Below are 21549 nucleotides of genomic sequence, written 5' to 3'. Positions count from 1 at the left end.
GCTTCCTTCCGAGCCCCGGGGCGTTACACTGTGACACATGACGCCTATTCGTCACAACGGTTCGGGTGGTGGTTCCGACAACGACGCCGTGCTCGACGCGGTGCGCGACTGTGTGCTGGCCGTCGGGGTACGGCGCACCACGCTCGCCGACGTGGCACGCCGCGCCGGTGTCTCCCGGATGACGCTGTACCGGCGCTGGCCGGACCTGCAGACCCTCGTCGGGGACCTGATGACCCGGGAGTGGATCGACGTGGCCACCCGGGCCATACCGGAGCCCGCACCCGGCACCGGCACGCGCGCCCGGATCGTGGACGGACTCGTGGCCGGGGTCGAGGCGTTCCGGGCCCATCCCCTGTTCCGCAAGATCGTCGACGTCGATCCGGAACTGCTCCTGCCGTACGTCCTCGACCGGCGCGGCGCGAGCCAGGAGGCGCTGCTGGCCCTGCTGGGCGACGCGCTGCGCGAGGGCCACGCGGACGGTTCGGTACGGCCCGGCCACGCCGAACGGCAGGCGCGCACCGTGCTGCTGACCGTGCAGTCCTTCACCCTGTCCCTGCGCACGATGACCGACGAGGACGATCCGGAGCTGGACTCCGCCGCGTTCCTCGGTGAGCTGCGCACCCTCCTGGAGAGGACCCTGACGCCATGAGCCATACCGAGGCCGCGCCCGGCTCGTCCCTGAGCGCACACCGGCGCCGCCGGGAACTGGCCGAGGCCGCGGGCGGCCGTACCGCCGACGTCCTGGTCGTCGGGCTCGGCGCCACCGGGGCCGGTGTCGCGCTGGACGCGGCGGCCCGCGGACTGGACGTCGTCGCGGTGGACGCCCACGACCTGGCCTTCGGCACGTCCCGCTGGAGCTCGAAGCTCATCCACGGGGGGCTGCGCTATCTCGCCTCGGCGCAGTTCGACGTCGCGCACGAGAGCGCGGTCGAACGCGGGGTGCTGATGACCCGGACGGCCCCGCACCTGGTGGCCGCCCAGCCGTTCGTGCTGCCGCTGACCCCGCTGGTGTCCCGGGCCCAGGCCTCGCTGGCGTGGGCCGGGTTCCGGGCCGGGGACATGCTGCGGCTGGCTGCCCGGACCCCGCGCCAGGTACTGCCCGCTCCGCGCCGGCTGTCGGCGACGGAAGCCCGGCACCTGGCGCCGTCGGTCCGCGCGGCCGGTCTGCGCGGCGGACTGCTGTCCTGGGACGGCAGGGTGACGGACGACGCGCGCCTGGTGACCGCCCTGGCCAGGACGGCCGCCGCGCGCGGCGCCCGAGTACTGACCCGGGTCCGCGCGCTGGAGCTGACCGGTACGGGGGCCCGCGTCCGGGACGAACTCACCGGTGAGGTGGGCGAGATCAGGGCACGCGCCGTGATCAACGCCACCGGGGTGTGGGCGGGCACCCTCGCCGACGGCATCCGCATCCGGCCGTCCCGCGGCACCCACCTGGTCCTGCGCTCGGAGCGGCTCGGTGCCCTGCCGGCCGGCCTGCACATCCCGATCCCCGGGGAGACCAACCGCTTCGTGCTGGTCCTGCCCCAGGGCGACGGCCGGGTCTACGTCGGCCTCACCGACGAGCCGGTCGAGGGCGGCATACCGGACGTGCCGGAGGTGCCCGAGACCGACATCGGCTTCCTCCTGGACGTCCTCGGCTCCGCCCTGGACGTGCCGGTCGGCCGGGACGAGGTGGTCGGCGCCTTCGCCGGACTGCGCCCGCTGCTGGACGCCTCCGCGGGCGGCTCCCCGGACCGCACCTCCGACATCTCCCGCCGGCACGCCGTACTGACCTCCCCCGACGGTGTCACCACCGTGGTGGGCGGCAAGCTCACCACCTACCGGCGGATGGCGCAGGACGCCGTGGACGCCGCGGCCGGGGCACGGGGGCTGCGTGCCGCGCCCTCCCCCACCGCCGCGCTGCCGCTGATCGGGGCCGCCGCCCCTGAACGGCTGCGCACTCTGCCCGCGCCCCGCCGCCTGGTCCGCCGCTACGGCACCGAGGCCGTCGTGGTCCACGCCCTCGCCGCCCAGGACCCCACCCTGGCCGAACCCGTGCTCCCCGGCCACCCCGTCACCCGCGCCGAACTCCTCTGGGCCGTCCACCACGAGGGCGCCCTGGACGAGTCCGACCTGCTGGACCGCCGCACCCGCGTCGGTGTGGTCCCCGAGGACCGCACCCAGGCACTCCCCGCCGCCCGGGAAATCCTCGGGAGGGCAGCGCCCGTGCACCCCTGACCCGGGCGCCCGGACGCACTCGCACCCACCCGGTATTCGATTGCGCAGGGCGCCTCGAGGAGGCGGTGACGCGGAGGCCCAGGGCCCGGCTTTACCGGGTGGAGGCGGGGACGTCGGGTGGGGCGGGACGCGCCCACGAGCTGCCGGTGTCCTGCCGGCCGCTCGGTCCGGTCGGGTGACAGCGCGTCAGAGCAGGCGGCGGATGTCGCCGCGGACGCGGTAGAAGCCGCCCGCCGCCGGATGCAGGGCGTCGACGACGTACCGGGCGCCGGGTTCGCGTATCGCGCGCGGGAACTGGACGTTCCAGGAGGAGTCGTAGCCGTCGGAGAGCACGTGCACCCGGAGCCGGCCCGCCTCCTGGACGCACTCGACCACCACCGCTCCGGCGGGTGCCTGGGCGACCGTGGACACCGCGGTCACGGCCGTCGCCGGGGCGTACGTGGGAAGAGCGGCGGCGAGCTTGACGTCCCGTACCACCGGCACCGTGCCCTGCTGGGCCGCAGAGATCGCCGCCTCGCTCGCGTCGACGCACACCAGCGAGCCGTCGGTGGTGACCAGGTACAGCCGCTCGTCTCGGTACTGCATCGACAGCGCCGAGCCGCTGCCCGTGCCGAGCTTCCACAGCCGTCGGCCGTCCCGGTCGAAGCAGTAGACGGAGGAGGCGGAGTCCCCGGCGAAGACGAACCGGCCGCCGGGCGAGGTGGCGCACGAGTACACCGCGCTGTCGCAGGCGTACGTCGCCTCGATCGCGCCGGTTTCCTTGGACAGCCGCTGGACCACGCGGTGCGCGGTGCCGGCGTACACCGCGTCCTCCTCCTGCCAGCCGAACAGCACGCCGCCCTTGGTGGGCGTGTGCCACAACTCGCCGCCGCCGTCGGGCGCGTAGGCGGTGACGCCCCGGTGGTGGCCGTGGTAGACGGCGCGGTCGTCGGCGCGGACCATCCAGGCGTGCTCGCCCTGGCTGCGGCGGGACCACTGGTGTTCGTCCTCGTGGTCGATGACCGTGAGCCGGCCGTCGCGGTCGGAGACGTCCAGGACTCCCTCGTGGATGTCCAGCCAGAAGATGTCGACATCGGCGGCGATGTCGTAGGCGGCGAAGGGCAGTTTGGAGGAGAGGTCGTACACCTTGCCGTCGTCGCAGCCGGCGTAGATCCAGAAGTCGTCGGCGACCAGGCACTTCACGCCGTCCGGCAGGCTGAAGCGGGCCAGGACGGCGCCCTCGTGGTCCAGCGTGTAGACGTCACCGGCCTGATTGCCCACCCAGCAGCGCTCGTCGTCGACATGGATGCCGAACGCGGCGGAGCCGGTGCGGAACCGCCACAGCACCGGTGCCACGGCCCGTGCGGTGGACGGCGCGGAGCTGACCTGACGGCGGGTCACCGCACGCGGGGCACGCCCGCCCGGGACGGCCGGGGCGTATCCCTTGCGGACCTTCTCCCCCACCTTCTTCGCGGCGGCGGCCCGCGCCTTCTCCGCGGTCGGGAACGTCGTCGTCTGCGTCTGCCCGGCGGCGCCGATCCGGCCGTACCGCACGGTCACCACCTGCCCGTCGACCGTCACCTCGTAGAACTTGTGGGCGCCGTCGCCCTCCTGCGACAGTTCCAGATACGTCGTCGACACCGCGGACCCCGTGGACATGGCAGACCCCTCCCCAGTCGGACCCGCGGCCGTTCCCGCAGGTCCTCAACTGCTCCTCACGGTAAAGGGAGCCACTGACAACGCCCCCGGACCCGTTGGCCGGAGGGCGGAAACCGGTGTCAGGCCAGGGCGATCAGGTCCCGGTAGTCCTCGTTCCACAGGTCCTCGGCCGCGTCCGGCAGGAGCAGCACCCGGTCCGGTCGCAGCGCGTCGACGGCGCCCTCGTCGTGCGTGACCATCATGATCGCGCCGGGATAGGACCCGACCGCGGCCAGCACCTCGTCGCGGGACGCCGGGTCGAGGTTGTTGGTCGGCTCGTCGAGCAGCAGCACGTTCGCCCCCGAGTGCACCAGGCCGGCCAGCGCCAGCCGGGTCTTCTCCCCGCCGGAGAGCACACCGGCGGGCTTGTCCGCGTCGTCGCCGGTGAACAGGAAGGCGCCCAGCACGCGCCGTGCCTCACCCGGACTCAGGTGCGGTGCGGCCAGGGTGAGGTTCTCCAGCACCGTGCGCCCGGCGCGGAGGGTGTCGTGCTCCTGGGCGAAGTAGCCCAGGCGCAGTCCGTGGCCGTGCACCACGCGTCCGCCGTCGGGCCGTTCGGCGCCGGCGAGGATGCGCAGCAGGGTGGTCTTCCCGGCGCCGTTGAGGCCGAGTACGACCAGCCGGCTGCCCCGGTCGACCGCCAGGTCGACCCCGTCGAGGACGCGGTGGCCGCCGTAGGACTTGGCGAGACTGATCGCCCCGAGCGGTGTGCGCCCGCACGGGGCGGGCTCGGGCAGCCGGATGCGGGCGGTCTTCTCGGTACGCCGGGCCGGTTCCAGCCCGGCCAGCATCCGGTCGGCCCGCCGGGCCATGCTCCGGGCCATGGTGGCGGTGGCGGAGCGGGCCTTCATCCGGTCGGCCTGTGCGTGCAGGGCGGCGGCCTTGCGTTCGGCGCTCGTCCGCTCCCGGGTGCGGCGCCGCTCGTCCGCCTCGCGCCGGCTCAGGTACGTCCGCCAGCCCGTGTTGTGGATGTCGAGGGCGGCCCGGGTGGCGTCCAGGTGGAAGACGCGGTTGACGACGTCGGTGAGCAGGGCCGTGTCGTGGCTGATCAGCACGAGTCCGCCCTGGTGGGCCTGGAGGAAGGCGCGCAGCCAGGCCTGCGAGTCGGCGTCCAGGTGGTTGGTCGGCTCGTCCAGCAGCAGGGTGCGGTCGGTGCCCGCGAACAGGATGCGGGCGAGTTCCACGCGACGCTTCTGGCCGCCGGAGAGGGCGCCGACGGGCTCGCCCAGCACCCGTTCGGGCAGGCCGAGTCCGGCCGCGACGCGGGCCGCCTCGGCCTCCGCGGCGTACCCGCCGCCGGCCTGGAAGGCGGCCTCTGCGCGCGCGTAGGCACGCATCGCCCGCTCCAGCGCCGCCGCGCCGGCGGCGTCGGCCATCGCCGCCTCGGCCTCGCGCAGGCTGCGCAGCGCGCCGTCCAGGCCGCGGGCGGACAGGATGCGGTCGGTGACGGTCACGGCCGGGTCGGCGGCGCGCGAGTCCTGCGCCAGGAAGCCGACCGGCCCGGTGTGGGTGACCACGCCTGCGGCGGGCCTGGTCCGTCCGGCGAGGGCGGTCAGGAGGGTTGTCTTGCCGGCGCCGTTGCGGCCGACGAGGCCGATCCGGTCCCCGGGGGAGACGGTGAAGGAGACACCGGAGACCAGGAGGCGGGCGCCGGCGCGCAGCTCGGCGTCACGAACGGTGATCATGTGGAAACGCTCCGAGAAAGCAAGAGGACACACTTCTGGTGTGGAAGCGGGTCCTCGGCTAGGAGATTCGGGGCGTTGACATGCCGCCACGGTAACGCGGGCCTCCGCACCGGCGCATGCCGTTTTCCCGGCGGGGGTGACGTCGTACGGCGGCCGGTCAGTACGGCTCGCTGTGCGCCCCGCCCCAGCCGTCACCGTCGTCGACCGTCGTCATGGCCCTGTACCGGGGCCCGTCTTCGTACCAGGCGGTCCGGTGAGTCCGGTGTCGTCCCAGCCGGCCGTGGGACAGCATCCCGTAGGCCCCGTTTCCCGTCCTCCGCCACAGCCGGTAGCTGCATCCCTGGCCCGACACGTTGGAGAACGACGCCCGCACGAACCAGTGACCGGGTGCCGTCCTCTTGGCGTCGAGCCGGGCGGTGCACCGTCCATCGTGTGTGTGGATCTGCCGCACGCCGTAGTGGTACTCGACGACCGTCGGCGGTACGGGAGTTGCCCGGACGGGCCGCGCGGAGGCGAGGGGGGTCAGGCCGCTGCTCAGGGCCAGAGCGGCCACGCCCAACGCGATCGGCTGATGGATGGTGGCGATCGGCACCACGTGCTCCTTCCGAGGTGGTGAACGGCCGAACCCCACATGCGGGTCCGTGCCCTACGACCTCGACGTTCCCGGGCCGCCGATTGATTGGACAGCAGGCTCCGCCACCCTGATCAATGGCGACAGCGCAGGTCACGGGCACGGCGCAGGACGCTGAACGAAGAAGGTGCCTGCCGCGGGCCCGACACCGCCGGGCGTCCGCGATCGCACCGTCCGGGGATACGGGCGCGGCTCCTCAGGGTCGGCGGAGGGTGTTGAGGCGGGCGGCCTGGCGTGTGAGGTGGTCGCGCTCGGCGAGGTTGGGTGCTTTGTGGGCCGCCTCGGCGTACAGCCGTGCCGCCGTGGCCAGGTCGCCGTCGCGCTCGTGGAGGTAGGCCGCCACCGCGGCGTGGCGGGGCAGTGCGGAGTCCAGCCCGGCGAGCGCGGCCAGGCCGGCGCGCGGGCCGTCGGCCTCGCCGACGGCGACCGCGCGGTTGAGCCGGACGACGGGGCTGTCGGTCAGGCGGGTGAGTTCGTCGTACCACTCGACGATCTGTACCCAGTCGGTCTCCTCGGCGGTGGGCGCGTCGGCGTGGAGTGCCGCGATGGCGGCCTGGGCCTGGAACTCGCCCAGCCGGTCGCGGGCGAGGGCCGCCTGCAGGATCCGGATGCCTTCGGCGATCAACCTGGTGTCCCACCGGCCGCGGTCCTGCTCGGCGAGGGGCACCAGGCTGCCGTCGGGCGCCGTCCGGGCGGCGCGGCGGGCGTGGTGGAGCAGCATGAGGGCGAGCAGTCCCGCCACCTCCGGGTGGTCGATCCGGGCGGCGAGCTGCCGGGTGAGCCGGATCGCCTCGGCGGCGAGGTCCACGTCGCCGGAGTAACCCTCGTTGAAGACGAGGTACAGGACTCGCAGCACGGTGGCGACGTCGCCGGGCTGGTCGAACCGCACGCCGGCGACGGTGCGTTTGGCCCGGCTGATGCGCTGGGCCATGGTGGCCTCCGGCACCAGGTAGGCCTGGGCGATCTGGCGGGTGGTGAGGCCGCCGACGGCGCGCAGGGTGAGCGCGATCGCGGAGGCCGGCGTCAGGGACGGGTGGGCGCACAGGAAGTAGAGCTGGAGTGTGTCGTCCACCGCGGGCGCGGGTCCGGGCGCCGGCTGTTCGTCGTGGAGGTCCTCACGGCGGCGGCGGGCGGTGTCCGCCCGGGCCTGGTCGAGGAACTTGTGCCAGGCCACGGTGACCAGCCAGCCCTTGGCATCCCGCGGCGGGTCGGCCGGCCAGACGCGGACCGCCTCGACGAGGGCGTCCTGTACGGCGTCCTCGGCCGCCGCGAAGTCGGCTCCGCGGCGGACGAGGATCCCGATCACCCTCGGCGTGAGGCTCCTGAGCAGGGCCTCGTCCATCGATGGGATCACTCCGTGACGGTGGGCGGCGCGGCGAGGAACGGGCGGACCTCGAGCCACTCGTGGATCGGCTTCCCGCCCGCTCCGGGGGCGGCCGACAGCTCCCCGGCCAGTTCGACGGCGCGCTCGTAGCCGTCGACGTCGATCACCATCCACCCGGCGATGAGGTCCTTGGTCTCGGCGAACGGGCCGTCGGTGACCGGCGGGCGCCCTTCACCGTCGTAGCGGACCCACGCCCCCTCGGGGGCGAGTGCCTGGCCGTCCACGAACTCGCCGGTCTTCTCCAGCCGGGCCGCGAAGTCCTGCATGTACTGCACGTGCGCCGAGATCTCCTCCGGCGTCCACTGGTCCATCGGCACGTTGTTGATCGGAGCCGGGGCGCCGCGGTAGTGCTTCAGCAGCAAGTACTTGGCCATCGTGCTTCTCCCTGGTGGTCGTGCGACACATTGTGGTCGCGTTCAGCCCTGGGACGCAGCCGGCCGGGAGTTCTCGACATCGCCGCCCGAAATTTTTTTGACTCGTGTGGAAAACAGTCCGGGCGAGCCGTCACCGGGGCTCGGCGGCCGGAGTACGACGGGGCGGGGAACGGCCCGAGCGCATGGATTCACCGTTCCCCGTCCCTGCCGGTCGGCCACCGCCGCTCGGGGGCGAGGCGGCGTGCCGGTCCGTGGGGTCACGATCTCGGCGGAGTTGACGGAACCGCCGGTCCCGTCGCCGACCCTCCGATGATCGATCTGCTCCGACCCTCCGACGCCGCGGCCGCACGCGCCAGCCGGAGGGGCCCGGCAGGGTGAGGCGGTCCGGCGGAAGGCACCGCCGGCCGGGCGGGACCCGGCAGGCTGAGGCATACAGCCGAAGGCGTCGTCGGCCGGACGTCACCGGGACGGCGCCGGCCTGCCCGTGGCATCACCGGACCGCCCATGGCACCCCGCCGCGCGCGACCGGCGGCCGGCGGTTCCGCCTCGCCGTACCCGGCCGCCTCTGCGGGAACTCCCGAGGCGAGCACGGCAGTTGAGAGGGGGTGTGGGAAGCCGTGTGCGGACCGAGGCCGTGCCGGCCGTGGAGAGGAGCTCAGCGTGACACAGGACGGCTTCGAGGCCGTGGGCATCGACACCAGCAGACCGCATCCCGCGCGGATCTACGACTATCTCCTCGGCGGCAAGGACCACTACGAGGTGGACCAGCGGGCGGGCGACGAGCTCGCCGCCGCGGCACCCGAGGCACGGATCGGTGTCCGGGCGAACCGTGCCCTCCTGCAGCGCGCCGTCCGGTACGTCGTCGGCAGCGGGGTCCGCCAGATCCTGGACATCGGCACCGGCCTGCCCACGTCGCCGAACGTGCACGAGGTCGCCCAGTCGGTGGCACCCGACGTCCGCGTGGCCTACGTCGACAACGACCCGATCGTGGCCGCGCACGGCAGCGCCCTGCTCAGCCGCTCCGGTACGACCGGCATCGTCCTCGGTGACCTCCGGGACCCGCGGTCGGTCCTGGACCACCCCGACGTCCGCCGGCTCATCGACTTCGACCGGCCGGTCGCCCTGCTCCTCGTCGCCGTCCTGCACTTCCTCGCCGACGCTGACCGGCCCGAGGAGATCGTCGCCGTGCTGCGCGACGCGCTGCCGGCCGGCAGCTTCCTGGTGCTCTCGCACGCCACCGGTGACTTCGCCGACCGCAGCGCCGCCCAGGCGGTCTACAGCAAGGCGACCGCCTCCCTGAACCTGCGCACCCGCGCCGAGGTGCAGCGGTTCTTCGACGGGTTCGACCTGGTCGAGCCGGGCCTGACCCAGGTCCCGTTCTGGCGCCCGGACACCCCGCCCCCGCCCCGGTCCGAGGAGATCGGCTTCTACGGCGGCGTGGCCCGCAAAGCCACCTGACCAGCCGGGCCCGCCCGCCGCACCGTGCACCGCAGCCGCAACGTGATCCGGCCACCGCGCCATGATCCGGGCGTCGCGCCGTGATCCGGGCGTCGGCCGGCGCGGCGGGCACGGCGGCCATTGCTGCGGACGCCGGCCGCCGGGCCCGGCGCATCCGAGTCCGGTGTGTCCGAGGCCGGCGCATCCGGGCCGCGCACCCGTGGTCCGGTCCGCCGACCGTGCTGCCCCTACACCACGAACGCGTTGACGCGGCCCGCGGCGATCTGCCGCTTGTTGTCGACCGCCTGCGCCACCGCCGGGTACGGCTCGGAGCTGTTGAGGCTCCAGCGGTACCCCACGAAGAGGCCCGTGCTCGGGTCGGCGTAGAAGACCATGTGGCCGTAGCCCACGCCGTTGTGCTGCGTCCAGGTGCGGTTGTCGTCGCTCAGCTCGGCCCGGGTGTCGGGGTAGGCGCGGTAGCGGTCGATGCTGGTCTGGCTGCCGAGGTCCGGGCCGCCGTGCGGGTTGTCGGTGCAGTCGACGATCTGGAAGAGGTGCGGGACGACGCCGGGTACGTCGAGCTTGCTGTCGACGGAGGAGGCGTAGGTCCCCAGGTAGGCGCGGATCATCACCGTGTGCCCGGTGTAGGGGACGGTCTTGGCGTCGGGGTCCTTGTCCCAGGCGACGATGTCACCGGGGCGCAGGTTGACCGGCTTGGTCACCGGGTCGAAGTGCGGTACCTGGGAGGCGTTGAGGAACCCGGCCTGCAGGTCCTCGGCGGTGGGGTAGGTGCCGGTGCGGGTGGTCCCGGCCGGGGCGTTCTTGGTCGGGAAGTACTGGTCGAAGTAGGACGAGGTGGCCCAGCCGTAGGCGGTGTCGGCACCGTAGGAACGCTCCAGCAGCAGGGTCATGAACGACGCGCACTGGGACAGGTTCTCGAACTCCTCCGGGTGCCCGGGACGGCCCCAGGTCACCGTGGTTCTGCCGAGGGTCTTTCCGTCGGTCTCCACGTTGTACCGGTTGTGGTCCCACGGGTTGGCACGCAGCCGCAGGTACTCCACCAGCGTTTCGGCCTCCAGCAGGTGCGGTGGCTTGAGCGGGTACAGCGCGGCCGACTTCGGTTCGGCCGCGGCAGCACGGGGCGGCGAGACCAGCGACGCGGCGGAGGCGGCGAGCGCCAGACCGGCGCCTCCGGTCAGCAGATGGCGGCGGGAGGGGCGGGCTGAGGGCGCGGACACGAGGGCTCCTTCGACGCGGGCGGTGCGTGTGGTCTGCGGCACCCTACTGACAAATGATCACCGCCAGGAAGGGAAGGACGCGTGATCGGCCCGCACGATGAAGGGGAATCGGCGCTTCGGATCGGTTGGGCCCGCACACCGCCCCGCAGATCCGCCGGCCTCCCCGTCACGCCCGTACGCCCCCCGTCACGCCCGTACACCCCCGCACCCCGCCGGCCCCCACCCCCATGCCCCGCGCCCCGCCGACCCCATGCCTCCATGCCGTTCCCACCGGCATCGCCACCCGCATGGTGCCCCTCGGGTGATGGTGCGACGCTGGGTGGAGAGGTGTCCGACGAGGGGCCTGGAGGGCCGATGGGGCGTGACGTTCCGGCGCTCGTCTTCACCCGCGAGGACCGCCGCCGGTACCGGATCAAGATGCACGAGTGCCTGGACGCGCTGGCGCAGATGCTGCGCGAGGCACGGTTCGAGTCGGAGCGGCCCCAGGTCGGTCTGGAGATAGAGCTGAACCTGGTCGACGACAGGGCCGAGCCGGCGATGCGCAACACCGATGTGCTGGAGGCGATCTCCGACCCGGCCTGGTCCACCGAGCTGGGCCGGTTCAACCTGGAGATCAACGTCCCGCCCCGGCGGCTGACGGCGGGCGGTCCGGACGCCTGGGAGTCGGAGATCCGGGCCGCGCTGAACCACGCCGACCAGCGGGCCCGGTCGGTCGGCGCCCGGCTGCTCATGGTCGGGATCCTGCCCACGCTGCGGCAGGACGACATCACCGAGGAGACCCTGTCGGAGAACCCCCGCTACCGGCTGCTCAACGACCAGATCTTCGCGGCCCGCGGTGAGGACCTGCGCATCGAGATCGACGGGTCCGACCGGCTGCGGACCTACGCGGACACGATCACCCCGGAGGCCGCGTGCACCAGCACGCAGTTCCATCTGCAGGTGTCACCGGAGGAGTTCGCCGGCTACTGGAACGCGGCGCAGGCGATCGCGGGGGTGCAGGTGGCGCTGGCGGCGAACTCCCCGTTCCTGTTCGGCAAGGAGCTGTGGCACGAGACGCGGATCCCGCTGTTCGAGCAGGCCACCGACACCCGCCCGGAGGAGATCAAGGTGCAGGGGGTACGGCCCCGGGTGTGGTTCGGAGAGCGGTGGATCACCAGCGTCTTCGACCTGTTCGAGGAGAACCTGCGGTACTTCCCGGCCCTGCTCCCGCTGTGCGACGAGCAGGACCCGGTGGAGACGCTCGACAGCGGCGACACGCCCGAGCTGTCCGAACTCACGCTGCACAACGGCACGATCTACCGCTGGAACCGGCCGGTGTACGCCGTGGCGAACGACCTGCCGCACATCCGGGTGGAGAACCGGGTGCTGCCGGCGGGACCGACGGTGGCCGACACCCTCGCGAACGGCGCGTTCTACTACGGGCTGACCCGGGCCCTGGTGGAGGAGGACCGGCCGGTGTGGTCGCGGATGTCCTTCGCGGCCGCCGAGGACAACCTGCACGCCGCGGCCCGGCAGGGCATCGACGCGCCGCTGTACTGGCCCGGGATGGGCGAGGTACCGGTGCCGGAGCTGGTACTGCGGCGGCTGCTGCCGCTCGCGCACCGCGGTCTGGAGCACTCGGGGATGGACTCGGCGTGGCGGGAGCCGCTGCTCGGCGTCATCGAGCAGCGCTGTGTGACGGCACGCAACGGTGCGGTGTGGCAGAAGGAGATGTTCCATCACGTCGCCGGCACCACGCACGCCGGCCGGCACGAGGCGTTGCGCCGGATGACCCAGGTGTACATCGACTACATGCACCTCAACGCCCCGGTGCACACCTGGCCGGTGGACTGAACGCGGTCGAACGCCCGGTCCCGGTTCTGTGCGAACTCCTTCTCGGTGAAGACCGTCCGGTCAGCTGCGGTGCAGCGCCCGTACGCGGTCCGGGAACAGTGCGCCGAGTACGGCGGTCAGGGTTGGATACCACGACCCGCTCCCCCGCCATCCGGCGGACCGGCGTTCCGGACCGGGGACAGTCCACGGCGCATCCGCCGCTAGCGGTGTACGGCGGGCCGCTCCAGGCTCGTCTCGGGGCAGGCCGATGCCTCCGGCAGATGGGACTTCGCCCACTCCGCGAGTGCGCGGAGGGCGGGCTCCAGGGCCGCGCCCGCGTCGGTCAGCCGGTAGCACACGCGCAGCGGGGGGCCCTCGTCGACCTCGCGCAGGACGAGGCCGGCCGCGCCGAGTTCGGCGAGCCGGTCGGACAGCATGCGTTCGCTGATGCCGGGGATGGCCCGCCGGAGGTCGGTGAAGTAGGCGGGCTGCTCCACCAGGACGGCCACGATCGGGCCGCTCCAGCGTTTGCCGAGCAGCTGGAAGACACGGGTGATCCCGTCGTCCACCCGCTTGCACGCCGCGCTGTCGTGGTTCTGCTCCGCCGCCATGACCTCAGGGTACTACTTCACCGTATGGTGCTGAGAAAAAGTAAGTCCATGTGTTAAAAATAGTCCAGTACGAAACGTGAGCCGAACGCGCTGGGGCGTCCGGCTGTCCTGAGACCTCTCTGGAGACATCCCATGGCCACCCTGCTGCACATCGATTCATCCGTTTTCCCGGCCGAGGCGTCGGCGTCCCGCGCCGTGACGGAGGCCTTCCGCAAGCACTGGGAGGAGCAGCACCCGCAGGGCACGGTCGTCTACCGCGACCTGGCGGCCGAGCCCGTTCCGCACATCACCGCCGAGGCGCACCTCGCCGGCTTCGTCCCGCCGAGCGCGCACACGCCCGAGCAGGCCGCCGTCTTCGCCGAGCGCGTGAAGCTGATCGAGGAGCTGGAGCAGGCCGACGCGATCCTGATCGGCGCCCCGATGTACAACTACACGATCCCGTCGACCCTCAAGGCCTGGCTGGACAACGTGATCCTGATGGGCCGCACCGCGGGCGAGAACCCGTCCGCCAAGGGCACCCCGGTCACCGTCATCGCCAGCCGGGGCGGCTCGTACGCGCCGGGCACCCCGCGCGAGGGCTACGAGTACGTGCAGAACTACCTCAAGGCCGTCCTGGCCGACGCCCTCGGCCTGGACCTGGAGTTCATCGTCCCGGAGCTGACCATGGCGTCGAAGAACCCGGCGATGGCCGAGCTGGTCCCGCTGTACGAGGCCTCCCGCGACCGTGCCTTCGAGGCCGCGGCCGCCAAGGCGCGACAGCTGGCGGAGCGCCTCGCCGCCTGAGCGTCCTCCCGTACCGCACCCCACGGACCCCGGGCCGGCGCCGCGCCGTCCCGGGGTCACGCGTGCGCACGGCCGCGGTCAGGACAGGACGAGCACCAGGGGGACGCCCCGGCACGGCACCAGGCGCAGGCCGTCGTACACGCCGGGCCGCACCGCGGTGAGCACGTCGCAGAAGTCGGGGCCCTTGGTGAGGGAGCCGGCCAGGTGGCCGGGGTCCGTCGAGGCGGCGACCCGGCCACGGGCGTTGACCAGGCGGGCCGGCCGGGACAGTGCCCGCAGCAGCGGCAGCACGGCCGCCTCGAAGTGCCGCAGGTACACGTCGGCCGCGGCAACTCCGGCGAACCGACCCTGGCTCCGCACCGGTTGGGACAGGGTGAGGCTGTACTCGTCGGAGCAGAGATAGTCCACGTACGGTCCGGCGACGGCGCGGCGCCCGGTGTCGCGGGGCAGCGCGAACCAGTCCCAGTGCGTGTAGTCGGAGTAGGCCGACCGGCCGGGGTCGAGGTCGAGCAGCAGGGGGCGTACGGCGCCGTCGGCGCCCGTCTGCCACCATTCCAGCCAGGCCGGTACGTCGGCCAGCAGGCCGGGGGCCGCGACGAAGCCGACGCCGGAGACGAGTTCCTCGTGGCGCAGCCGCAGATGCAGTCCGGGGCGCAGGGCGGCGAGGTCGCGGCTGGCGGGCCGGCGACCCTCGGCGGCCACCCGGTTCAGCAGGGCCGCGGTGTCGGCACGGGTGGCGGCGACCGCGGCGAAGACGGCCTCCAGCGCGCCGCCCACCTGGGCGGCCACCCATGTCTCCGGGTCCGTGGCGACGGTGGCCCCGGGGCTCACGCCCATCGTGTCCTCCACTGGACGGGAACCGGACGCGGCGCGGTCAGAGCCCGAGGCGTACGGCGACGAGCCGCGCCGTCGACTCCCTGACGCACCGCTCGGCCAGCGTGCCGGCCGTTTCGTGGGCCCCATCTTGCACGGCGGAGACGACCGAGCGGTGACGCTCCGCAACTTCTTCACGATATGCGTCGTCGGCCAGGACCAGACACAGCAGGGCGCCCACCTCGCTCTGCAGCCCGACCTGTTCCCGGGTGAGCCGGGCCGACTGGGCGGCGGCGGCGAGCTCGACGTGGAAGCGGCCGTACAGCCGGCTGCGCGCCGGCGCGTCCTCGGCCTCCGCGAGCTCCTGGGCCGTCCGGCGCAGCGGCTGGAGGTCCGCGGGTTCGGTGCGCTGGGCGGCGAGCCGGGCGGCGGCGCCGGACAGGGCGGCCCAGTGGTCGCCGAGGTCGCGCAGTTCCTCGGTGCTCCAGCCGCGCAGCCGGGACTTGAGCCGGTCGTCGGCGGGGACTTCGGGCAGCGAGACGAAGCTGCCTCCGCCGCGGCCCCGCCGGGTGGTGACCAGACCCTGCTGTCGCAGGGCCATGAGCGCCTCGCGCAGGGTGACCGTGGAGACGCCGAGCCGGCCGGCCAGTTCGCTTTCGCCGGGGAGCTGCTCGCCGTCGGCGAGGAGGCCCAGCTCGATGGCGTCCCCTATGCGGCGGACGACCGCGTCCACGCGGGCCCGGCTGTCCACGGGGCTGAAGACTGCCTTGCGGGCCCCTGCGTCGATCTCGTGCTGCCTCACGGTCATCACCTCGTGCGTTGACTCAACCTTTACCCTAAAGGGACCTTGAGCTATGACCTATGACTTCATATGTTTGCGGTCAACGTTCAGCGCGCCAGAAAGGTTCCCGCATGGAGGGAATTGCGATCCGGTTGCAGGGCCTGCGCAAGTCGTTCGGCGAGACCACCGCGGTGGCCGGGGTCGACCTGGAGATCCGGGACGGCGAGTTCTTCTCGATGCTCGGGCCGTCCGGCTCCGGAAAGACCACGGTCCTGCGGCTCGTCGCCGGGTTCGAGTCACCGGACCACGGCCGCATCGAACTCGCCGGGCAGGAGGTCACCGGCCTCGCCCCGTTCGAGCGGGACGTGCACACCGTGTTCCAGGACTACGCGCTGTTCCCGCACATGTCGGTCGAGCAGAACGTCGCCTACGGGCTCAAGGTCCGCAGGATACCGAAGGCCGAACGCCTGGTCCGGGCCCGCAAGGCGCTCGCCGAGGTCCGCCTCGAAGGCTACGGCCAGCGCCGGCCCGCCCAGTTGTCGGGCGGGCAGCGCCAGCGCGTCGCGCTCGCCCGGGCCCTCGTCGGCCGGCCCCGCGTGCTGCTGCTGGACGAGCCGCTCGGTGCCCTCGACCTGAAGCTGCGCGAGCAGATGCAGGTCGAACTCAAGGCGCTACAGCGGGAAGTGGGCATCACCTTCGTCTTCGTCACCCACGACCAGGAGGAGGCCCTGACGATGAGCGACCGGATCGCCGTCTTCGACGGGGGCCGCATCGCCCAGGTCGGCACCCCCGCGGAGATCTACGAGCGCCCGGCGACCCCCTTCGTCGCCTCCTTCGTCGGCACCTCCAACCTCCTCGAAGGCGAAGCGGCCCACCGGATCACCGGCTCCCCCGGCACCTACAACATCCGCCCGGAGAAGATCCGCGTCCTGAAGGACGCCGCCGAGCCGGACGAGCCCGAGCACACCACCGCCACCGGCACCGTCGCCGACGTCGTCTACCTCGGCGACGCCACCCGCTTCCTGGTCGACCTGGACGGCGGCGGCCGGCTCACCGCGCTCCAGCAGAACCTGGAGACCTCCTCCGCGGACGTCGCCGCCTACCGCGGCACCCGGGTCCGCCTCCAGTGGCACCGCCGGCACGCCGTCCGCCTGCCCTCCTGACACCGTCCCCCTCCCCCTGGAGAACGCCGTGCGTCTCACCCGTACCCTGCGCGCCTCGGCCGTCTGCGCCGCCGCGCTGCTGCTCGCCGCCGCCTGCGACTCCTCCGGCTCCGGCAGCACCTCCGCCACCGGCCTCAACCCGCCCGACCTCAAGGCCCCCACGAAACTCGGGAAGACCGAAGGCCAGGTCAACCTCATCGCCTGGGCCGGCTACGTCGAGGACGGCTCCAACGACCCCAAGGTGGACTGGGTCTCCGGCTTCGAGAAGCGGACGGGCTGCCAGGTCCACTCCAAGGTCGCCGCCAGCTCGGACGAGATGGTCAAACTGATGAAGACCGGCGAGTACGACGCCGTCTCCGCCTCCGGCGACGCCTCCCTGCGCCTGATCGCCTCCGGCGACGCCGCCCCCGTCAACACCGGCCTCGTCCCCCACTACAAGGACGTCTTCGGCGGGCTGAAGAACGGCGCCTGGAACTCCGTACGGGGGAAGATGTACGGCATCCCGCACGGCCGGGGCGCCAACCTGCTGATGTACAACACCGCGAAGGTCCAGCCCGCCCCCACCTCCTGGTCCGCGGTCTTCGACGACGCCGCACGGTACAAGGGGCACGTCACCGCGTACGACTCGCCGATCTACATCGCGGACGCGGCCCTGTACCTGAAGGCCACCAAGCCCGAGTTGAAGATCAAGGACCCGTACGCCCTCGACCAGAAGCAGTTCGACGCGGCCGTGGCGCTGCTCAAGCGGCAGAACGCGGACGTCGGCGAGTACTGGAGCGACTACCTGAAGGAGGTCTCCGCCTTCAAGAGCGGTGACTCGGTGGTCGGCACGACCTGGCAGGTCATCGCCAACCTCGCCGCCGCCGAGGGCGCGAAGGTCAAGGCGCTGGTCCCGAAGGAGGGTTCGACCGGCTGGTCCGACACCTGGATGGTCTCGGCCAAGGCCAAGCACCCCAATTGCGCCTACAAATGGCTCGACTGGATCGTCTCCCCGAAGGTCAACGCCCAGGTCGCCGAGTACTTCGGCGAGGCCCCGGCCAACTCCAAGGCGTGCGCGGAGACCACGGACAAGAACTTCTGCACCGTCTACCACGCAGCCGACGAGAACTACTGGAAGAAGATCGCCTTCTGGAACACGCCCATCGAGCAGTGCCTGGACGGCCGCACGGACGTCACGTGCGTGCCGTACGCCAAGTGGGTGCAGGCCTGGACCGAGATCAAGGGCTGAGCGTGACGACCGACGCGCCTACCGCCGCCGGCCGGGGCACCGTCCGGCGGCTCGCCGGAGCCCTGCACCGCATGCCCCGGCTGCGCCTGACCCTCCTGCTCACCGCCCCGCTGCTGTGGCTCACCGTCCTCTACCTCGGCTCACTGGCGGTCCTGTTCGTCTCCGCCTTCTGGACCACGGACTCCTTCACCTCCCAGGTGGTGAAGGTCTGGTCGACGGACAACTTCCACGCGCTGTTCACCACGCCGGTCTTCCGCCAGGTCGTCCTGCGCAGCGTCGGGGTGGCCCTCGCGGTGACCGTGCTGTGCGCGGTGATCGCCTTCCCCGTCGCCTTCTACACCGCACGCGTGGCCCGGCCGAGGTGGCGTCCGCTGCTGGTCGTGGCCATCCTCACCCCGCTGTGGGCGAGTTACCTGGTCAAGGTGTACGCCTGGCGGCTGATCCTCTCCGAGGGCGGCGTCGCCGACTGGATGCTCGCGCCGCTCGGGCTGAGCGGCCCCGGCTACGGCCTGCCCGCCACGGTCCTGACCCTGACCTACCTCTGGCTGCCGTACATGATCCTGCCGGTCCACACGGCCCTGGAGCAGCTCCCGGCCAACCTGCTCGACGCGTCCGCCGACCTCGGGGCGCGGGCGGGGCGGACCTTCCGCTCGGTGGTGCTCCCGATGGTGCTGCCGTCGGTCGCCGCCGGGTCCGTGTTCACCTTCTCGCTCAGTCTCGGCGACTACATCACCGTGCAGATCGTCGGCGGGAAGACGCAGCTGATCGGCAACCTCGTGTACTCCAACATCGAACTCAACCTGCCCATGGCCGCCGCGCTCGGCACCGTGCCGGTGGCCGTGATCGTCCTGTACCTGCTGGCGATCCGCCGCACGGGCGCCCTGAACAGCCTGTAGTCCCGCCTGGAGAACCTGGAGGAGAAGAGCGCCATGCATCTCGGCCGCACCGCGCGCATCACCCTGCGCATCGGCGCCGGGCTCGGGTTCGCGGTGATCTACGTCCCACTGCTGCTCGTCCTGGTCAACTCCCTGAACCCCGACCGCAGCGCGAGCTGGCCGCCGCCGGGGCTCACCCTGCACTGGTGGTCGGTGGCCGCGCACAACTCCGGTGCCCGCGCGGCTTTGTGGGTCTCGGTGAAGGCGGGGCTGGGAGCCACCGCCATCGCGCTGGTCCTCGGCACCCTGATCGCCTTCGCCGTGGCCCGGCACCGCTTCTTCGGCCGCGACACCGTCTCCTTCGTCGTCGTGCTGCCGATCGCGCTGCCCGGCATCGTCACGGGGATCGCCCTCAACTCGGCGTTCGGCACGGTCCTGGCGCCGCTCGGCGTGGGCCTGGGGCTGTTCACCGTGATCGTCGGGCACGCCACCTTCTGCATCGTCGTGGTCTTCAACAACGTGGTGGCCCGGCTGCGCCGTACCGCTTCCTCGTACGAGGAGGCGGCCATGGACCTCGGCGCGACCACCTTCCGTGCCTTCGCGGACGTCACCTTCCCGCTCGTCCGCTCCGCGCTGCTGGCGGGCGGTCTGCTCGCCTTCGCCCTGTCCTTCGACGAGATCGTGGTCACCACGTTCACCGCGGGCCCGGGCATCGAGACCCTCCCCATCTGGATCTTCGGCAACATGACCCGCCCACAGCAGGCGCCGGTGGTGAACGTCGTGGCCGCCGTGCTGGTGCTGCTGTCGGTGGTCCCGATCTACGTCGCCCAGCGGCTGTCCGCGGACACCGCGACATCGAGCCGGGTGTGAAGGCACGCGGCTCGCGCGTTCGGCCGGGAACACGGTCCCGCCGGCTGGGTCGCCGGGGACGGCCGGCGGCCCTCGACGGGGCGCCGGCGCGACGCCGGCCGACGGCCCGGACGCGGAGCACTGGCGCATCCGCGGGCGGGTACACGGACGTCCGCGGCCGACGGCGACGGCCGAGGCGGGGCCGCCCCGGCGAGCCGTACGGTCCGGCCCGCGCGTCCACGTTCGCAGCACGCTCCCGGGAGATCGCATGACCACAGCGCACATCACGGAACCGGCGCGGACGTTGCGCGCCGCCTACGAGGCCGCCTCGGCCGTCGTCGCGACGCTGGACGACGAGGAGTCCTGGTTACCGACCGGCTGCACGGGCTGGGCGGTCCGCGACCTCGTCTTCCACTGTCTGCAGGACGCCCAGCGCGGACTCGTGGCCCTGCACACGCCGTCGGACGGGCCCGTCGACCGGGACGCGGTGACGTACTGGCAGGACTGGCGGCCGGGCACCGCGGGCGCGGCGAACGGGCGGCGCTGGGCGCGGGTGAACGGGAGCATGTTCCTGGTCTTCGGCCAGTTGCAGGAGCTGTATCGGGAGACGCTGGCGGCGGCCGCGCACGCGGCGGACGCGGCCGATCCGGCGCGGCACGTGGCCACCCAGGGGCACGTGCTGACGGCCGGGGACCTGATCACCACGCTGGCGGTGGAGGCGACCGTCCACCATCTCGACCTGACCGCCCGGCTCCCGCTCGCCCCCGGCCCCTCGCGCGAGGGCCTGACGGCGGTGCGTGCCACGCTGGACGGTCTGCTCGGCAGACCCGCCCCGGCGGACTGGAGCGACGAGCGGTACGCGCGCGTGGGCACCGGGCGGGCCGCGCCGACCGACGCCGAACGCGCCGCCCTGGGCGCGGCGGCGGACCGGTTCCCGCTGTTCGGCTGAGGGCCGGCCGCACGCCCAACGCGGGGACTCCCGCGGGCGACACCTGCGCGGTGCGGGGCATCCCGGCCGGGTTGATGGAAACCTGCGCCCCATGAACAACCCTCCGAGCATCAACAGTTACGTCGACCGGGTCACGGCCGGCCCGGGCGGGGCGATGACCGACGAGGTCGGCGTCATCACCGGCGACCTCACCGTCGCCACCATCCTGCTGGCCGACGGCCACAGCGCGCGGGTCGCCATCCAGCATTCCGGCAGCGACACCTGGTACACCCTGGCCGGGAGCCCGGCCCCGGTGCCGGCCGGCCGGCTCGCCGCCTACCACCGGGATCTGCTGGGCCGTATCCGCCGGGGCGGCGGAACGCGCGCCACCTGAGCCGGGGCCGGCACGGCTGACGACCCGTCGGGAAGGGCTGCGTGAGACGGCGCTCGCGGGTAACCCGCGATGTCATGAACGCGTTGAAGAAGCGGACCGAACAGCCGTGGCAGCAGCGGCACGGGCAGCCGATCGACCAGCCGACCGGACCGGTGCGAAAACCACCGTGCCCGGTCAGCGCGGCAACGCTCAGCGGGGCGGGGAGGTAGCCGTGCTCTTCCTGGTCGTCGCCCTGCTCCTGCTGGGCCTCGTCGTGGGAACGGCCGCCTATCTCCCCTGGCCGCTCACGCTGGTGCTCGGCTCACTCATCGCCGTCTGGCTCGTCGTCTTCGCGGGCCGGGAACGACGGCGCCGCAGCCGGACGAGGGGGGTCTGACCATGCGGCTGACCGCTCCCCCCGCGTACCGGACGGGCCGGCGGGACACCGAGGGCATGGCCGTGGCCTCCTTCGTCCTCGGACTCGTCGGACTCCTCGTCCTCAATCTCGTCCTCGGCCCCATCGCCATCGTGCTGGCCGTCATCGCCCTGCGGCGGGGCACCCCACGCCGGTTCCGCGCCCTCCTCGGGCTGGGACTCGGCATCGCCGACCTGGTCCTGCTCCTCGTCCTGGCGTCCGCGCACGGGACGGCGTCCTGGTCCGTGTGGGGTGGCTGAGCACCCCGGGGCACG

22 protein-coding genes are annotated in these 21549 nt (G+C 72.8%); 13 read left to right on the top strand and 9 right to left on the bottom strand.

Annotated features, from left to right (window positions below; genetic code table 11):
* Nucleotides 1–37 precede the first annotated feature (37 nt).
* Complete coding sequence (locus tag S1361_RS36570) at nt 38–649, top strand: TetR/AcrR family transcriptional regulator (protein WP_208036110.1); 612 nt, start codon at nt 38–40, stop codon at nt 647–649.
* Nucleotides 646–2217, top strand: coding sequence for a glycerol-3-phosphate dehydrogenase/oxidase (locus S1361_RS36565; RefSeq protein WP_208036109.1), 1572 nt, complete (start codon nt 646–648; stop codon nt 2215–2217). Before S1361_RS36570 ends, S1361_RS36565 begins: the two co-directional genes overlap by 4 nt.
* Nucleotides 2218–2403: 186 nt before the next feature.
* Here the strand turns inward: S1361_RS36565 and S1361_RS36560 are convergent, their stop codons facing one another.
* The 5 genes from S1361_RS36560 to S1361_RS36540 form a co-directional block, all read right to left on the bottom strand.
* Nucleotides 2404–3855: a WGR domain-containing protein gene (locus S1361_RS36560; RefSeq protein ID WP_208036108.1), complete on the bottom strand. Its 1452-nt coding sequence runs from the start codon at nt 3853–3855 to the stop codon at nt 2404–2406.
* Between the two features lie 119 nt (nt 3856–3974).
* Entirely contained in the window at nt 3975–5579 is a 1605-nt protein-coding gene (locus S1361_RS36555) for an ABC-F family ATP-binding cassette domain-containing protein (protein WP_208036107.1), read from the bottom strand.
* Nucleotides 5580–5736: 157 nt separating this feature from the next.
* Nucleotides 5737–6171, bottom strand: a complete 435-nt coding sequence (locus S1361_RS36550; protein WP_208036106.1) for a hypothetical protein — start codon at nt 6169–6171, stop codon at nt 5737–5739.
* A gap of 235 nt (nt 6172–6406) precedes the next feature.
* Nucleotides 6407–7552: an RNA polymerase sigma factor gene (locus S1361_RS36545; protein WP_208036938.1), complete on the bottom strand. Its 1146-nt coding sequence runs from the start codon at nt 7550–7552 to the stop codon at nt 6407–6409.
* Between the two features lie 8 nt (nt 7553–7560).
* The gene (locus S1361_RS36540) at nt 7561–7968 is read right to left on the bottom strand and encodes a YciI family protein (protein WP_208036105.1); all 408 of its coding nucleotides are present in this window, start codon (nt 7966–7968) and stop codon (nt 7561–7563) included.
* Between the two features lie 660 nt (nt 7969–8628).
* Between S1361_RS36540 and S1361_RS36535 the strand changes: the two genes are divergently transcribed.
* Nucleotides 8629–9426: an SAM-dependent methyltransferase gene (locus S1361_RS36535; protein WP_208036104.1), complete on the top strand. Its 798-nt coding sequence runs from the start codon at nt 8629–8631 to the stop codon at nt 9424–9426.
* 227 nt (nt 9427–9653) lie between these two features.
* Here S1361_RS36535 and S1361_RS36530 read toward each other — a convergent pair whose 3' ends face one another.
* Nucleotides 9654–10643: a hypothetical protein gene (locus tag S1361_RS36530; RefSeq protein ID WP_208036103.1), complete on the bottom strand. Its 990-nt coding sequence runs from the start codon at nt 10641–10643 to the stop codon at nt 9654–9656.
* Nucleotides 10644–10997: 354 nt separating this feature from the next.
* Here S1361_RS36530 and S1361_RS36525 point away from each other — a divergent pair, with 354 nt between their 5' ends.
* Nucleotides 10998–12476, top strand: a complete 1479-nt coding sequence (locus tag S1361_RS36525; RefSeq protein ID WP_208036102.1) for a glutamate-cysteine ligase family protein — start codon at nt 10998–11000, stop codon at nt 12474–12476.
* 200 nt (nt 12477–12676) lie between these two features.
* On the opposite strand, the gene S1361_RS36520 is transcribed toward S1361_RS36525, so the two are convergent.
* A complete protein-coding gene (locus S1361_RS36520) occupies nt 12677–13066 on the bottom strand; it encodes a winged helix-turn-helix transcriptional regulator (protein ID WP_208036101.1) in 390 nt (129 codons plus the stop codon).
* Nucleotides 13067–13198: 132 nt separating this feature from the next.
* On the opposite strand from S1361_RS36520, the gene S1361_RS36515 reads away from it, so the two are divergent.
* Nucleotides 13199–13849 carry an FMN-dependent NADH-azoreductase gene (locus S1361_RS36515; protein ID WP_208036100.1) on the top strand — a complete coding sequence of 217 codons (651 nt, stop codon included), beginning with the start codon at nt 13199–13201 and terminating at the stop codon, nt 13847–13849.
* Between the two features lie 78 nt (nt 13850–13927).
* On the opposite strand, the gene S1361_RS36510 is transcribed toward S1361_RS36515, so the two are convergent.
* Together S1361_RS36510 and S1361_RS36505 are read right to left on the bottom strand one after the other, a co-directional pair.
* Nucleotides 13928–14686 (bottom strand): cache domain-containing protein, encoded by a 759-nt coding sequence (locus S1361_RS36510; protein ID WP_208036099.1) that lies wholly within the window; start codon nt 14684–14686, stop codon nt 13928–13930.
* A 37-nt stretch (nt 14687–14723) separates the two neighbouring features.
* Nucleotides 14724–15470: a FadR/GntR family transcriptional regulator gene (locus S1361_RS36505; RefSeq protein ID WP_208036098.1), complete on the bottom strand. Its 747-nt coding sequence runs from the start codon at nt 15468–15470 to the stop codon at nt 14724–14726.
* Nucleotides 15471–15574: 104 nt separating this feature from the next.
* On the opposite strand from S1361_RS36505, the gene S1361_RS36500 reads away from it, so the two are divergent.
* The 8 genes from S1361_RS36500 (at nt 15575) to S1361_RS36465 (ending at nt 21534) form a co-directional block, all read left to right on the top strand.
* Complete coding sequence (locus tag S1361_RS36500) at nt 15575–16606, top strand: ABC transporter ATP-binding protein (RefSeq protein ID WP_208036097.1); 1032 nt, start codon at nt 15575–15577, stop codon at nt 16604–16606.
* A gap of 28 nt (nt 16607–16634) precedes the next feature.
* Complete coding sequence (locus S1361_RS36495) at nt 16635–17834, top strand: ABC transporter substrate-binding protein (protein WP_208036096.1); 1200 nt, start codon at nt 16635–16637, stop codon at nt 17832–17834.
* 2 nt (nt 17835–17836) lie between these two features.
* The gene (locus tag S1361_RS36490) at nt 17837–18730 is read left to right on the top strand and encodes an ABC transporter permease (RefSeq protein ID WP_208036095.1); all 894 of its coding nucleotides are present in this window, start codon (nt 17837–17839) and stop codon (nt 18728–18730) included.
* A 33-nt stretch (nt 18731–18763) separates the two neighbouring features.
* The gene (locus S1361_RS36485; RefSeq protein ID WP_208036094.1) at nt 18764–19579 is read left to right on the top strand and encodes an ABC transporter permease; all 816 of its coding nucleotides are present in this window, start codon (nt 18764–18766) and stop codon (nt 19577–19579) included.
* 247 nt (nt 19580–19826) lie between these two features.
* Nucleotides 19827–20507, top strand: a complete 681-nt coding sequence (locus S1361_RS36480; protein WP_208036093.1) for a maleylpyruvate isomerase N-terminal domain-containing protein — start codon at nt 19827–19829, stop codon at nt 20505–20507.
* A gap of 91 nt (nt 20508–20598) precedes the next feature.
* Nucleotides 20599–20880 (top strand): hypothetical protein, encoded by a 282-nt coding sequence (locus S1361_RS36475; protein ID WP_208036092.1) that lies wholly within the window; start codon nt 20599–20601, stop codon nt 20878–20880.
* A gap of 211 nt (nt 20881–21091) precedes the next feature.
* Nucleotides 21092–21256 (top strand): hypothetical protein, encoded by a 165-nt coding sequence (locus S1361_RS36470; protein WP_208036091.1) that lies wholly within the window; start codon nt 21092–21094, stop codon nt 21254–21256.
* A gap of 2 nt (nt 21257–21258) precedes the next feature.
* On the top strand, nt 21259–21534 hold the full coding sequence (locus S1361_RS36465; RefSeq protein WP_208036090.1) for a DUF4190 domain-containing protein: 276 nt from the start codon (nt 21259–21261) through the stop codon (nt 21532–21534).
* Nucleotides 21535–21549 lie beyond the last annotated feature (15 nt).

Origin of the sequence: Streptomyces cyanogenus, from assembly GCF_017526105.1 — a bacterium.
Taxonomy (GTDB): Bacteria; Actinomycetota; Actinomycetes; order Streptomycetales; family Streptomycetaceae; genus Streptomyces; species Streptomyces cyanogenus.
This window is presented reverse-complemented; position numbering and strand designations above follow the sequence as displayed.

Excerpts from the sequence above, each read along its gene's own strand:
- S1361_RS36570 (WP_208036110.1), top strand. The coding sequence starts at position 38 with ATGACGCCTATTCGTCACAACGGTTCGGGTGGTGGTTCCGACAACGAC.
- S1361_RS36565 (WP_208036109.1), top strand. The coding sequence starts at position 646 with ATGAGCCATACCGAGGCCGCGCCCGGCTCGTCCCTGAGCGCACACCGG.
- S1361_RS36560 (WP_208036108.1), bottom strand. The coding sequence starts at position 3,855 with ATGTCCACGGGGTCCGCGGTGTCGACGACGTATCTGGAACTGTCGCAG.
- S1361_RS36555 (WP_208036107.1), bottom strand. The coding sequence starts at position 5,579 with ATGATCACCGTTCGTGACGCCGAGCTGCGCGCCGGCGCCCGCCTCCTG.
- S1361_RS36545 (WP_208036938.1), bottom strand. The coding sequence starts at position 7,552 with ATGGACGAGGCCCTGCTCAGGAGCCTCACGCCGAGGGTGATCGGGATC.
- S1361_RS36540 (WP_208036105.1), bottom strand. The coding sequence starts at position 7,968 with ATGGCCAAGTACTTGCTGCTGAAGCACTACCGCGGCGCCCCGGCTCCG.
- S1361_RS36525 (WP_208036102.1), top strand. The coding sequence starts at position 10,998 with ATGGGGCGTGACGTTCCGGCGCTCGTCTTCACCCGCGAGGACCGCCGC.
- S1361_RS36520 (WP_208036101.1), bottom strand. The coding sequence starts at position 13,066 with ATGGCGGCGGAGCAGAACCACGACAGCGCGGCGTGCAAGCGGGTGGAC.
- S1361_RS36515 (WP_208036100.1), top strand. The coding sequence starts at position 13,199 with ATGGCCACCCTGCTGCACATCGATTCATCCGTTTTCCCGGCCGAGGCG.
- S1361_RS36510 (WP_208036099.1), bottom strand. The coding sequence starts at position 14,686 with ATGGGCGTGAGCCCCGGGGCCACCGTCGCCACGGACCCGGAGACATGG.
- S1361_RS36505 (WP_208036098.1), bottom strand. The coding sequence starts at position 15,470 with ATGACCGTGAGGCAGCACGAGATCGACGCAGGGGCCCGCAAGGCAGTC.
- S1361_RS36500 (WP_208036097.1), top strand. The coding sequence starts at position 15,575 with ATGGAGGGAATTGCGATCCGGTTGCAGGGCCTGCGCAAGTCGTTCGGC.
- S1361_RS36485 (WP_208036094.1), top strand. The coding sequence starts at position 18,764 with ATGCATCTCGGCCGCACCGCGCGCATCACCCTGCGCATCGGCGCCGGG.
- S1361_RS36480 (WP_208036093.1), top strand. The coding sequence starts at position 19,827 with ATGACCACAGCGCACATCACGGAACCGGCGCGGACGTTGCGCGCCGCC.
- S1361_RS36475 (WP_208036092.1), top strand. The coding sequence starts at position 20,599 with ATGAACAACCCTCCGAGCATCAACAGTTACGTCGACCGGGTCACGGCC.
- S1361_RS36465 (WP_208036090.1), top strand. The coding sequence starts at position 21,259 with ATGCGGCTGACCGCTCCCCCCGCGTACCGGACGGGCCGGCGGGACACC.